Here is a 12,317-nt window from a genome sequence, read left to right as displayed (position 1 = left end):
GCATCGCCAACTCCGGCCCCACCTCATCCAACGCCAGCACCCCACACGGCAACGCAGCACACGAAGCCGCGAACCCCGTCGTCGTCACCAGCAGCCCGAGGTCGGCGTCCTCAGCCACATACAACAGCCGGTCGGCCGGGCTCGCCGGATCGATCGGCACGAACGTGGCCTCGGTCTTCGTCACCGCCAGCAACGCCACATACGTGTCCACCGACCGGTTCAACAAGATCCCGACCCGCATCCCGGTACCCACACCACGAGCCATCAGCAGATTCGCCAGACGGTTCGCCCGAGCATCCAGATCCGCGTAGGAGATCCGCTCCCCCTCGCACTCCAACGCCGTCGCCGAAGGATGGTTGTCACACGACCGCTCGAAAAACCGGCTCAACCGGGTACAGCCGGAGACATGCCCGGACAACTCCTCGACCAGGTTGTCGTGGAGGCGATACCGGGCCACCGTGTTCCCGTGCATCTCGTAGCCGAGCGTCGCAGCGCGACCTCCCGCTCCAACCTCCGTGGAGGACGGCGAGAACCCAACCCTGTCATCGCTCGGCGTTACCATTCAGTGACTCCCTGCGGTTCGGTTTCGCGGCATTCCGTCGTGCACGTTAGGTGCGCGTTTCACCGCGTGCAGCGGCAGCGACAGGGGGCACGAACGTGGCTGTGATATGCGACATGGCGCCCGATAACTGTCCGTTGCCGGGCCTGTGGCAGCAGTGACGGCATGGCGCGTGGCGCGCAGCGGTAATGCGCACGGTCATGCTCCGATTACAGCTGTCGGCAATCGAGAAAAATCATGACGCTGGGTAGCCCGCCGCCCGTGCTAAGGCGGCCTGACGGCGCACCGTTCATCGTCACTGCGCGTGCCGAGGACGTGCTCCGCACGCTCGACGCCCGGCTGCTGACGGCGGTGGAGCGGCGCCGGTGCGCGGCGCTACGCCATCAGGCCGACCGGGACGCCCGGGCGGCGGCGCACCTGCTCGTCCGGTGGGCCGCGACGCAGCTGACCGGTCGGCCGATCGAGACGCTGGATCTCGTCCAGCGCTGTCCCGACTGCGGGGCGGCCGACCATGGCCGGCCGTCGTTGCCGGGTGCGCCGGCCGTCCACATCAGCCTGGCGTACATCCGGGGTGCGGTGGTCGCCGGAGTGGGCCGGCACCCGGTCGGCGTGGACATCGAGGCGGTGAGGTCTGCCGACGCCGGGGCTGCCGCGCTGTCCTTCGCGCTGACCGGGGCAGAGGTCTGCCGGGTGCGCTCGGCGCCCGACCCGGCCAGGATGTTCCTCCGCCTCTGGACACGCAAGGAGTGCCTGGTGAAGGTCGGCGTCCTCACCCTCGACACCGCGTCCCAGGTCGAGCTCGACCCCGCGACCGAGCAGCCGACGGCGGAGGGGCGGACCCTCTCCCGGCACGGGCCGCTGCACCTGCTCGACTGGTTCGACGAGGCCCTGGACGCGGTCGTCGCGGCCGCCGGCTCCGCGTCGCCGTTCCTGGCGTCGTTCCCCGTGCCCGAGCCGGGCCGCCCGTAGCAGGTCGACCGGGGCGGGCCGCGGTTTGCCGGGCTGCGTACAGTCGGGCACCGGGCGTTTGCCCTCGTCGGACTCTGGAGGTGAGTGTGCGCAGCCCGCTCGTCATGCTCATCGCACTACTGCTCGTGGTGCTCGGTGCCGGGCCTGCGTCCGCCGAACCTCCCGCGCAGCTGTCCGACCGGATCACCGACGAGGCGGGTGTGCTCGGGGAGAACGAGCAGGCGGTCCGGGAGTCCGTGGCGGATCTGGCGGCGAGCACCGGCATCCACCTCTACGCCGTTTTCGTCTCCTCCTTCGATACCCAGGGCAGCACCGACTGGGCCGAGGAAGCCGCCGAGCTCTCTGATCTCGACGATTCCGACCTGCTCCTGGCCGTGGCCGTCGGGCCGGCGGGCTACGAGTACGGGTGGTGGGTCGACGAGGCCTTCCCGCTGCGGGAGGCCGCTGTCCAGACCGTGCTCGAGAGCGCGGTCGTGCCCGATCTGGAGGCCAGCAACTGGGATGCCGCGGTGATCGACCTGGCCGAGGGGCTCGAGCCCCTGGCTGCTCCGGCGGCAGCCGACGAGGCGGCGGGCGCGGAGTCGGACGAGCCGGCCTGGACGGCCACCACGACGATGCTGGTGGTCGCCGGCCTTGCCGTCGCTCTGCTGGCCGGCCACCTCCTCTCCCGTCGGAAGACCTCGGCCGGCTCGTCGTAGCGGCGGCGGGTACGGCCGCCGCCGGGGACGACGACCCGTCGTCCTGAGGTGGTGCCGTCCCGGCCCGCCGCGTTAGCACAGGCGGGGCGAGGGTGCTGGCCGCTGCCCCTTTAGCTTGTCGTTCAACGGCTCTTCGCAGGTGAGCGTGGGTGGCCGGAGTTGATCTTCGGCGTGCCGGGGCCGTGAACGAGGTCGAGACCTCCAGAATCGGGAGCGACCAAGCAACCCTGTTCCTGAAGGCCTCGCGTGCTCAACTCTACGTGCGGGTCCGGCGCTTCATGGTGCGTCCGGGCCGATGAATTGCTCGGTCTCGACGGTGTCCACGTCCTAGCCGTGACCGGCCGGGACGCAGAGCTACTGACCGTCGATGTCGAGAACCGATCAGACGATGACCGGCTGCCCGGACTGCGGTGTACTGGCGGTGGGGCACGGGCGGCGGGTGCAGCTGTTGCACGACGCTCCCTGCTTCGGTCGCCCGGTCCGCGTCCGCTGGCGCAAGCGGATCTGGCGCAGCCGACCCGCTCGCCGGCCATGACCTATCCGCGCGATCTCTTACGAGGAGCCCGGCCAAGCTCAGTGTGAGCCAAGGAACACAAGTGGTTGTTGAGGTCGGCGATAGACGCACGCGGTGAGCTGACGTACCGTCATGGACGAATCGCACTGCGTTACTTCATGCTCCGTTCTCCCCCTGGTGCTTCCGGCGCCGCATCGACTTGGTCGAGCGCTCCGCGATGCCAGCCACCCTCCACTCCAGTAAGGAGCGCTGTCATGTCGGGACGCCTGAGGCCGCTGGCGGCACTCGTTGCACTGGTGTCGCTCCCTGCCGCGTTGCTGCTTTCCGCCGGCGACGCGTCGGCAGCCGACGCTGGGCTGCAGGTGGACGGCGTCCCGCTGTCAGGTGCCACCGTGTCCACCACCTCGACGGTCGACCTCGTGTCGCCAGGTGCGACCTCGGTGTCGTGGGTGCTCGACGGCCGTTACCTCGGGCGTGACACGGCGGCTCCCTTCGAACTCGAACTGTCGATCGATCCAGGCAAACACAAGCTGAAGGGCCGGGCGAAGACCGCGGCCGGGGTCCAGACGACCTTCGAGGTTCGCTTCTCGGCGACGGAGGGCGAATCGGCTCCGGAGAGTCAGACCACGACGGGGACGGAAGGCGACACCGCGACGAAGACGGACCCGACGACTGCCGGAGGCGGTGTCGTCGCGACCACGGAGACGACGCGTGCGCGACCGGCGACAGCTCCGGCGCCTTCGCTCTCGGAGTCGGTGGCCTCAGTCATCGAGAGGCTCGTCGCCAGCCTTCGGGTGACCACCCCCGCCAGGTCCGGTGGCCCGGTCCCAGCCGCCCCCGTGTCCCCGGCGATCCCCGTGTCCCCGGCCACTCCGGTCGAGGCGGACGGCCCCGTGCGTGCAGTGCGCACGGCCGGGGAGCTCTCCGAGGCCTTGAGCACCGCTCGTCCGGGAGAGGTGATCGAACTCGCCGACGGCACCTACGACGGCCGCTTCGTCATCGAGGCATCGGGCACGGAAGCCCAGCCGATCGTGCTGCGCGGCGGCCCCGGAGCGGTGCTCAACGGCGGAGCCACGGCGTCCGGCTACGCGCTGCACCTGAAGAACGCGGACTTCTGGCGGCTCGAGGGCTTTACCGTCCGCGGCGCGCAGAAGGGAATCGTCCTCGACGGCAGCAGTGACAACTTCCTCTCCCGACTCGACGTCGGTTCCACGGGGATGGAGGCCGTGCACTTCCGCGCGGCTTCCAGTGACAACCGTCTGGAGGACTCGTCGGTGCACGACACCGGCCTGGTGGATCGGGGGTTCGGAGAGGGGGTCTACATCGGAAGTGCGACGTCCAACTGGGACAAGTACGGGGAGGGCGGCGGTCCGGACCGCTCGGACCGGAACGTGGTGACCGGCAACCACATCTATGCGGTCACTGCCGAGAACTTGGACATCAAGGAGGGGACCACGGGGGGCATCGTCTCGGGCAACACGTTCGACGGCCGCGGCATGACCGGCGATCACTTCGCCGACAGCTGGATCGATGTCAAGGGCAACGGTTACAAGCTCATCGGCAACACCGGGGTCCACACTCCCCTGGACGGTTTTCAGACCCACGTCCAGCTCGCCGGCTGGGGGCGCGACAACGTCTTCAGCGGCAACCAGCTCACCGTCCAGGCCAAGGGCTACGGCATCAACATCCACAAGGCCGACAGCTCGACCGGCAATATGATTGACTGCGACAACGTTGTGGTCGGTGCGGACAAGGGCTCAGCCAACCTGCGCTGCCGCTGAGATTCCGGGAATCGGCCCGATCCCCGTCGCTCGGGCGGGAAACCGAAGACACAGGCCGCCGCTGCGGTCCCTCACCAGCCGGCGCTGACGATGCGCCGGGCGGTCTGGTCGGCTATGTCACTGGTTGGCCTCCCTGCCTGGCGCGCCGTCCCGCCGCCGTGGTTACCTTCCCTCGACGACGCGCAACGTGCGAGGTGCGGGTCAGTCGGGGGGTCACGTACGCCGGCGCAGCTACCGGCGGCTCCCCCGCTCGACAGGGGGAACCAGTGGCATCACGACTGTGGATCTTTGGCGCCTTGAGCAGGGCGTTCCTGTCGCCCGGCCCGCCGGTGACCGCCCGACGGGAGTTCCGGACCGCCTGGCCGGCCATCGTCCTGGTGCTCGTCCTGGCGCTGTTCCTGGGGCCGCTGCTGGCCTCCCCCGCGGAGGCCGCTCCGGACGATCCGGTGGCTGCCGATGAGGCGGCCGCTGAGCCAGCGCCCGCCGAGCCGGCGCCCGCCCCTGAGCCGGCGCCCGCCCCTGAGCCGGCGCCCGCCCCGGCTCCTGAGCCGGTTCCCGCTCCTGAGCCGGCTCCCGCTCCCGCCCCGGCTCCTGAGCCGGCTCCCGCTCCTGAGCCGGCTCCCGCTCCCGCCCCGGCTCCTGAGCCGGCTCCCGCTCCCACCCCGGCTCCTGAGCCGGCTCCGGCTCCTGAGCCGGCTCCTGAGCCGGAGCCCGCCCCGGCTCCCGCTCCTGAGCCGGCGCCGTTCCCGGTGCCGTCCCCGGTGCCGTCTCCGGTGCCGTCTCCGGTGCCGTCGCCCTCTCCGGTGCCGTCGCCGACTGCGGCACCCGAGCCGGTACCTCCGGTGGCCGCAGCCCGGCCGGCTCCGGCGCCCGAGTCGGCGCCTCCGGTGGCCGCAGCCCGGCCGGCTCCGGGGTCCGCGCCGGCGCCGTTGACGGCAACCTCGCTCGTGCCGGCGCCTGCGCCGCCGGCTGCGCCGGTCTCTCCGGCCAGACCCGCCCCGGTATCGCCGGCGCGGCCGGAGGCGGCGAGGACGAGCCAGCCCCGCGGCATCTCGCCCGCTGATCTGCCCGACCCCATCGTAGCGAGCGCCTCCCCCCTGTCGGGGACCACCGACGGCGGGACTCGGGTCCGGATCATCGGCCGGTATCTGTCCGGTGCCACCCAGGTGCTCTTCGGTGGTGTGCCCGGCACCGACATCGAAGGGACGTCCAGCCGGGAGCTATGGGTCACGACTCCCGGCCGGGACGCTCCGGGTGAGGTGAACGTCCGGGTGATCACCCCGGGCGGTCGCAGCGTGGGCAATTCCCCGGTCGACTTCCGCTTCGCCCGCACCCCGGTGCTGACCCGGATCTCCCCGGATGCGGGATCCGACACCGGGGGAGTGCTGGTGACGATCACGGGCAACGACCTCTCAGGCGCCAGCGAGGTCATGTTCGGTTCGGTGCCGGCCGAGGTGGTGACCGTCGCGCCGGACATGGTGCGGGTCCTGGCTCCGGCGGGTCAGGCCGGAGTTGCGGTCGATGTGCGGCTGACCACGCTGGGCGGTACGTCGGCGGTCGCGCCCGGGGGCCGGTTCTCCTATGCCGAGACGCCCGGTATCACGTCGATGTCGCCCAGCTCGGGAGCTCTCGAGGGCGGGACCGTGGTGACCTTGACCGGCGCTCACCTCTCCGATGTGGAGCGGGTCCTCTTCGACGGCGTCGCGGGCACCGACCTCTCCATCGTCTCCGACTCGGAGCTCAGCGTCACCACCCCAGCCGGAGGCTCGGTCGGCAATGCAAGTGTGACGGTCGTCACGCCGACGTCCTCGGTCGTGGAGCGGACGGCCGCGCTTGCCACCTTCGAGTACGCGGCCCCGCCGCTGGTCGAGATGTCCGCCGGGCGCAATTACTGGCCCCTGGGCGTCATCGGTCTCCTGTCCTGGACCGTCTGGTTCGTCCGACGGTACCTATCCCGCCACCGGTATCAGCCGATCACCAACGACTTCCGCACCACAACCTCGGTGGTCGTCCCGGTGTACCGGGAGGACCCAGACGTGCTGGAGCGCTGTCTGCGGACGTGGCTGCGCGAGGACCCGACCGAGGTGATCCTGGTCGTGGACGACCGGGACGACGCACTGCTCCACCACCTGCGACAACTCGACTTCGACCGTGTCCAGATACTCGAATGGCGACACACCGGTAAGCGGGGGGCCCTCGGGGCCGGTGTGCGGGTGGCCACCGGTGAGGTCGTCGTGTTCGCGGATTCGGACACCGAGTGGCGCCCAGGCCTGCTCGCGGCCATGCAGATGCCCTTCGTCGACCCGGCCGTCGGCGGGGTGGGCAGCCGGCAGCACGTCTACCTGCCGCAGACCAACATCTGGCGGAGAGTCGCGTACTGGATGCTCAACACTCGATACCTGGACTACGTGCCGGCGATGTCCCGCCGCGGTGGGGTCGCCTGCCTGTCCGGGCGCACCGCCGCCTACCGGCGCGAGGTGCTCCGTCCGCTGATGCCGGCGCTGGAGCGGGAGATGTTCCTCGGCCGCGAGTGCATTGCCGGCGACGACGGGCGGATAACCTGGCTGACCCTGGCCGCCGGTTACAAGACGGTTCACCAGGACACCGCCCAGGCCGACTCCATGTTCCCGGCCGACCTGCGGGCATTCGTCAAGCAGCGGGTGCGGTGGAGCCGGAACTCCTACCGGTGCTATCTCACTGCCCTATCCCACGGCTGGTTGTGGCGGCAGCCCCTGATCACGCAGATCACCGTGCTGCAGATCCTGCTGACCCCGGTCTCGATGGGGGCCGCGATCTGGTACGGCGCCGGCTGGATCCGGGAGGGCGGCTGGGTGGCCGTGGCCATCGTGCTCGGGTGGGCCGTATGCGGTCGGGCGCTGCGGGGGACGTCGCACCTGCTGGAGAACCCCCGCGAGATCGTCATCGCTCCGCTGGTCGCTCTCGTGATCGCGGGGATCGCCCTGCCGATCAAGCTGTGGGCGGCCGTGACCATGAACAAGCAGGGATGGCTCACCCGCCAGGACGGCGTGCGGGTCCAGGGCCAGGCGGAGATCGGGGTGCCCGCGCATGCAGGTCCAGTCTGAGCTCTCGGCGCGGCGTCTCGTGGGGGCGCTGCTGACCGTGGCGATGATCCCGGCGGTGCTCGCTGTCATCGCGGTGTCGTACCAGCGTCCGGCGCTTCCGCCCGGCCCGGCCGACTACAACCCCGTCGCGTTGCACACTGCCCCCGTGCTGGCTGCCCTCCAGGCCCGTGAGCTGCAGCGCAGCCGGAGGATGGCTGACGAGGTGCCAGGTTCGGCCGGACCGCGGCTGGTCCCGGGGACCTTCCCGGAGCCGGTGCCGACGGTCGTGCTGCCCCCGCGCGCCACCCCGTACGACCTGGCCGAGGTGCAACGGAGCGTGCCGGCCGCTTTCGGGACGGTGGGTGATGCGCTGCTCGTGCGCGCAAGCATCGAGGTGCCTGCCGGTGCCCAGCTGGACATCGATGGGGCCGTGACCCCGGAGGTGCGGCTGTTCAGCGCGCCCAGCGGTTTCGCCACGATCATCGCCCGGGGCGGCACCGTCGCCGTCCGCGGCACGGCGGAGACCCCGGTCGCCATCTCCTCCTGGGATCCGGACGCCGGCGCGGTGGATGAGGAGCCGGCGGATGGCCGGGCCTTCCTGCTGGCCTTCGGGGGCCGGATGGACATCGCCCATGCCGATGTCGGCCACCTCGGTTTCGGCACCGGGACCAGCTCGGGGCTGGCCTGGCGCGGCGCTGACCACTCGCCGGGCATGCCGGGCCAGCCGGCGCTCGGCGACGTCTCGGACTCGGTCCTGCACCACAACTGGTTCGGTGCGTACACATTTGAGGCGCATGGCATGCAGTGGACGGGCAACAGGTTCGCCGACAACGCGGCCTACGGCTTCGACCCGCACGACCTGAGCAACGACTTTCTGGTCGAGGGGAACGTCGCGCACGGCAACGGCCGGCACGGGTTCATCTTCTCGCGTGGCTGCGATCGCAACGTGCTGCGGAACAACGTGGCCTACGACAACCGCGGCCACGGGTTCATGATCGACGACGGCCGGTCCGAGGACTCGGCCGAGGGCCTAGCCGCCCGCCTGCCCTCCAACGACAACGTGCTCGTCGGCAACCGTGCGTACGACAACGACGGCAGCGGTATCGAGATCGAGGGCGGCACAGGCACGGTGGTCCAGGACAACGTGCTCGAGCGCAACCACATCGGGGTGCGGATCAAGAACGACGCCTCGGCACTGGTCGAGGGCAACGAGATCACCGACAGCAGGCTCTTCGGGGTCGACGTCCTGACCGGCGCGGGTGAGGTGGACATCCAGGACAACGACATCACCGGGGGGTGGGCCAGCATCTCGTTGGGGGAGGCGACCACGACCCAGCTGGTCGGCAACGAACTGCGTGATGCCTCGACACCGATGGTCGTCGCTGGCGTGGCGGAGCGCGACATTAGCCTGGCCACCACGGTAGGCCGAGTGTTCCGCTGGAACCCGTTGCTCGTGCTGTGGACTGCGATCCTGGGCGTTCCCGCCGCGTTCGCGCTCCGCCGGCTCGGGCGTCGCCGGATGAATGTGCGGCAGTCCTGACGCGGAGGAGGTCACCCGTGCCACGAACCGGCTCGCACCTGATCCGCCTGCTGGTGCTCGTGGCCCTGCTTTCGGCATGTTCCGGAGGGGGTGAGTCCCCGGTCGACGGTGATACGTCCGCCGCGGCGACCCCGAGCGGCGGCCCGGACGGTGGACTGGAGGGTCTGGAAGCGGTCTTCGATTCCCTTGGTGGCCTGGAGGAGGGCTCCTTCGGACTGGACCGGTGGAGCCTGGTCGGCACCGGGATCGGCGAGCCGTCCGGCCAGGCACTGCGGGTTTCCTTCCCCGAGGGATCGGTCAGCCCCTCGGCCAGCCGCGAGCACGGTGCCCCCGGTGGTGGCATGCAGGTCTTCCTCGACGTGGACGGCGAGCCGCTGGACGCCGGGTACCTGCGCTACTGGGTCCGGCTACCGGAAGACTTCGCATTCGCCAAGGGCGGGAAACTGCCGGGCCTCTTCGGCGGCAGCGAGGTGAGCGGTGGCGAGGAGCCCGACGGAACCGACGGCTTCTCGACCCGGCTGATGTGGCGGGAGGACGGCGCGGGAGAGGTGTACCTCTACGCCCCCGGCGAGTCCGGGACGAGCCTGGGCCGTGGCAGCTGGACCTGGCCCCGCGGTGACTGGGTCTGCGTCGAGCAGCACGTGGCGCTCAACGACCCCGACCGGGACGACGGCTCGGTGACGGTGTGGCTGGACGGCGAGGAGGTCTTTACAGAGGACGGACTGCGATACCGGGCGGTGGAGGACCTGAAGATCGATGGCGTCTTCTTCTCCACGTTCTTCGGTGGTGCCGACCCTAGCTGGGCTTCGCCGAAGGACCAGTACGCCGATTTCGCCGCGTTCGCGCTGTCGGCAGATCGGCTCGGCTGCGCGTGAGGTAGCGGCCCTCGCCGGTCCCGCTCCTCCGGGGTGTTCGGCCTGCCGTCCCGGCCCGCCGCGGAGACGCAGGCGGGCCGGGAGGTTCAGCGGATCCCGCGGTAGCGGATGACCTGTCCGGCGCCGACCGAGCGGGCGGCGGTGAGGCAGGGGGTGGCCCGCCGGTGCCCCTCCCTGGCGCTCAGGCCGGTCTGCAGAGCAGCGACGCCGTCGGTGTCCTCCGGGCTGGTCCGCGGCTGCGGGACGGGAGCCGTGGTGCGGGCGGTCTGGTGGGCTGCGGGGGGCATGTCAGCGGTGTCGGCCCATCCGCGTCCCGGGTTGAGCTTCCGCTCCCTGCCCTCCCTCCGGTGAGGGAGCGCTGCTGTCAGCGGGGCAGGCAGATCCAGATGCCCAGCAGCGACGTGCCCACGCAGGGCGGCGGGGGCGGTTCCGGAACCGGCGGCAGCGTGGGGAAGGTCGGGAACGTCGGGAAGGTGGGGAAGGTCGGCATCGGGTGCGCCGGCTCGGCCGGCGCCGGCGGCCGGGTGGGCTGTGCTGCCTCCGGACCCGCCGGTGCCGGCGTCGAGGGGCGGGGACGGCTGTCCGGTCGGGACGGCGACGCTCCCGGCGCGACCGCGGGCGTCGGTGCGGCGAGCGGCTCGCCGGCAGTCGCCGGTGCCTCGTGGGCCGGGGTGGGCCGGGCCGAGCCGGGAGCGGCTTCCGGTGGGGCGCCGCCGGCGCGCGTCGCCGCGCCGTCCTGGCCGGCTGCACCGTCCTGGCCGGCTGCACCGTCCTGGTCGGCCGGGTCGCGGATCGGGCCGGGCGACCGGCCGGTGGTGCCGGGGGAGGTGTCCGGACCGGGGCCGGCTGGTGCTGCCGGTGGCCGGGTTCCGGCGGGCGGCTCGCTCTCGGCGGGCGGCTCGCTCTCGGTGGGCGGCTCGGTTCCGGCGGGCGGCTCGGTCTCGGTGGGCGGCTCGGTTCCGGCGGGCGGCTCGGTCTCGGCGGGCGACTCGGTCTTGGCGGGTGGTGGCGTCGCGGGCCCGGGGCCGCTGGTCGAGTCGGACGAGCCGGGGCCGGGCGTCGGCCGATCATCGGGAGCGCCGGCGGACGGGCCGCTGTCGGCGCCGGCCGGTCCGAGCGAGTCGTCCGGGCGGGGGAACAGCACCGCGGTGGTCATCAGCGCCACGGCCAGGCCGAGCAGCACGTACCGCAGGGCAGCCGGTGGGCGCTGGGCGAGCTCCTCGGCCCGTGCCTGGAACCGGCCGGTCAGGGCCGCGCCGGTGTACCGAGCTGGGCTGTGGCGTTCCATCGGCGCTGCCCGAGGGCCTGGGTCAGCCGCCGAGGAGTTCGCAGAGGTGCGGCAGGAGCCGCTCTGCGCAGTTCGAGGCGTCCGTGTGGTTCCCGGCGGCCGGGGCCTCGGGGGCCGGTTCCGGCGTGGCCGCCGCCGGCTCGGTGGGGGCGGGGCTGGTCGGCTTGCTGCCGCCGTCGCCGTTGCTGGTCCCGCGCCCGTTCCCGCGGCCGTCCCCGCGCCCGTGGTCGCGCCCGTGGTCGCGCCCGTCGTCGCTCCAGCCGCGGCCGGACCGGGGCCGGGCGTCCTCGTCGGAGTCGTTGCCGGTCGACGGTGCCGACGTCCAGGTGCTGGTCGACGGCGTCGACGACCCGGTGGGGGCCGGCGTCCGGGTGACCGTCTGAGGCGCGGCAGCGGAGGTCCGGGCGGCCGCGGTGGTGCCGGCCGGCGCGGGCTGGGTGGGCTGCGGCACGGCCGCCGGTGACCCGGTCGCCGGAACGCTGCTGCCCGGGGTGGCCTGGTCGGCGGCCGGGGTCTCGCCGGTGACCGGTGCCTCGCCGGCGGGTGGTGCCGCGACGGGGGAGGGCTCGAGGATCACCAGGTCGCCGCTCGCGGCGGCGACGGAGGTGGGCGCGGCGGCCCCGAGTGCGGCCGAGCCGGCGGCCGCGGCCGCGGTGGTGCCGGCGGCGGAGGCGAGGGCGGTCGGATCGATGCCGGCGGCAGCCGCGGCCGGCTCGGTGGTGGGCGCCGTCTTCGTCGTGGCGCCACCGCCGGCGAGCTCGCCGCCCCGGTGCAGCGCCGCCTTCGTCTCGTCGGCCTGCTCCGGGTTGGCGGCGATCTGGGCGGCCAGCGCGTCGGGCTGCCCGAGGCCACTGGCGGAGCGGGCGAGGACGGGTGCCCCGGCGACGGCGACCAGCGTCAGGAGGGCCAGCGTGCGGCGGGGCACCGGGCGACGGCGGCGGGCCGGCGTTCCGGTGGCGCCGTGCCGGCGGCGGACGGGGCTCTGGACGGCGGGCCGCTCGCCGGTGGCGGCGTGCCGGCGGCGCGCCGGC

The 12,317-nt window shown here is 72.4% G+C and carries 10 protein-coding genes and 1 pseudogene; 7 read left to right on the top strand and 4 right to left on the bottom strand.

What is annotated here, in order from left to right; genetic code table 11:
* Window positions 1-562: AMP-binding protein (locus ACYVG5_RS21120; protein WP_460683522.1), on the bottom strand; the 562-nt coding region annotated here is incomplete at its 3' end.
* Window positions 563-820: 258 nt separating this feature from the next.
* Between ACYVG5_RS21120 and ACYVG5_RS21115 the strand changes: the two genes are divergently transcribed.
* From ACYVG5_RS21115 to ACYVG5_RS21085, 7 genes are all read left to right on the top strand, one after another.
* On the top strand, window positions 821-1,528 hold the full coding sequence (locus ACYVG5_RS21115; RefSeq protein ID WP_222050554.1) for a 4'-phosphopantetheinyl transferase superfamily protein: 708 nt from the start codon (window positions 821-823) through the stop codon (window positions 1,526-1,528).
* 86 nt (window positions 1,529-1,614) lie between these two features.
* Window positions 1,615-2,226, top strand: coding sequence for a TPM domain-containing protein (locus ACYVG5_RS21110; RefSeq protein ID WP_222050553.1), 612 nt, complete (start codon window positions 1,615-1,617; stop codon window positions 2,224-2,226).
* Window positions 2,227-2,593: 367 nt separating this feature from the next.
* The gene (locus ACYVG5_RS21105) at window positions 2,594-2,761 is read left to right on the top strand and encodes a transposase family protein (RefSeq protein WP_222050552.1); all 168 of its coding nucleotides are present in this window, start codon (window positions 2,594-2,596) and stop codon (window positions 2,759-2,761) included.
* Window positions 2,762-2,994: 233 nt separating this feature from the next.
* Window positions 2,995-4,521: a right-handed parallel beta-helix repeat-containing protein gene (locus ACYVG5_RS21100; protein ID WP_222050551.1), complete on the top strand. Its 1,527-nt coding sequence runs from the start codon at window positions 2,995-2,997 to the stop codon at window positions 4,519-4,521.
* Window positions 4,522-4,679: 158 nt separating this feature from the next.
* On the top strand, window positions 4,680-7,604 hold the full coding sequence (locus ACYVG5_RS21095) for an IPT/TIG domain-containing protein (RefSeq protein ID WP_460683521.1): 2,925 nt from the start codon (window positions 4,680-4,682) through the stop codon (window positions 7,602-7,604).
* The gene (locus ACYVG5_RS21090; protein ID WP_222050549.1) at window positions 7,588-9,123 is read left to right on the top strand and encodes a right-handed parallel beta-helix repeat-containing protein; all 1,536 of its coding nucleotides are present in this window, start codon (window positions 7,588-7,590) and stop codon (window positions 9,121-9,123) included. Before ACYVG5_RS21095 ends, ACYVG5_RS21090 begins: the two co-directional genes overlap by 17 nt.
* A 17-nt stretch (window positions 9,124-9,140) precedes the next feature.
* The gene (locus ACYVG5_RS21085) at window positions 9,141-9,998 is read left to right on the top strand and encodes a polysaccharide lyase (protein WP_222050548.1); all 858 of its coding nucleotides are present in this window, start codon (window positions 9,141-9,143) and stop codon (window positions 9,996-9,998) included.
* Between the two features lie 86 nt (window positions 9,999-10,084).
* Here ACYVG5_RS21085 and ACYVG5_RS21080 read toward each other — a convergent pair whose 3' ends face one another.
* The 3 genes and pseudogenes from ACYVG5_RS21080 to ACYVG5_RS21070 form a co-directional block, all read right to left on the bottom strand.
* Window positions 10,085-10,285, bottom strand: coding sequence for a hypothetical protein (locus tag ACYVG5_RS21080; RefSeq protein ID WP_222050547.1), 201 nt, complete (start codon window positions 10,283-10,285; stop codon window positions 10,085-10,087).
* A 77-nt stretch (window positions 10,286-10,362) separates the two neighbouring features.
* Window positions 10,363-11,286 carry a hypothetical protein gene (locus ACYVG5_RS21075; protein WP_222050546.1) on the bottom strand — a complete coding sequence of 308 codons (924 nt, stop codon included), beginning with the start codon at window positions 11,284-11,286 and terminating at the stop codon, window positions 10,363-10,365.
* Window positions 11,287-11,308: 22 nt separating this feature from the next.
* A pseudogene (locus ACYVG5_RS21070) lies at window positions 11,309-12,317 on the bottom strand (hypothetical protein); the annotation flags it as partial.

This window comes from Modestobacter lapidis (genome assembly GCF_054780755.1).
Note: the sequence above shows the minus strand (reverse complement) of the source record. Positions and strands in the feature narration are given on the sequence as shown.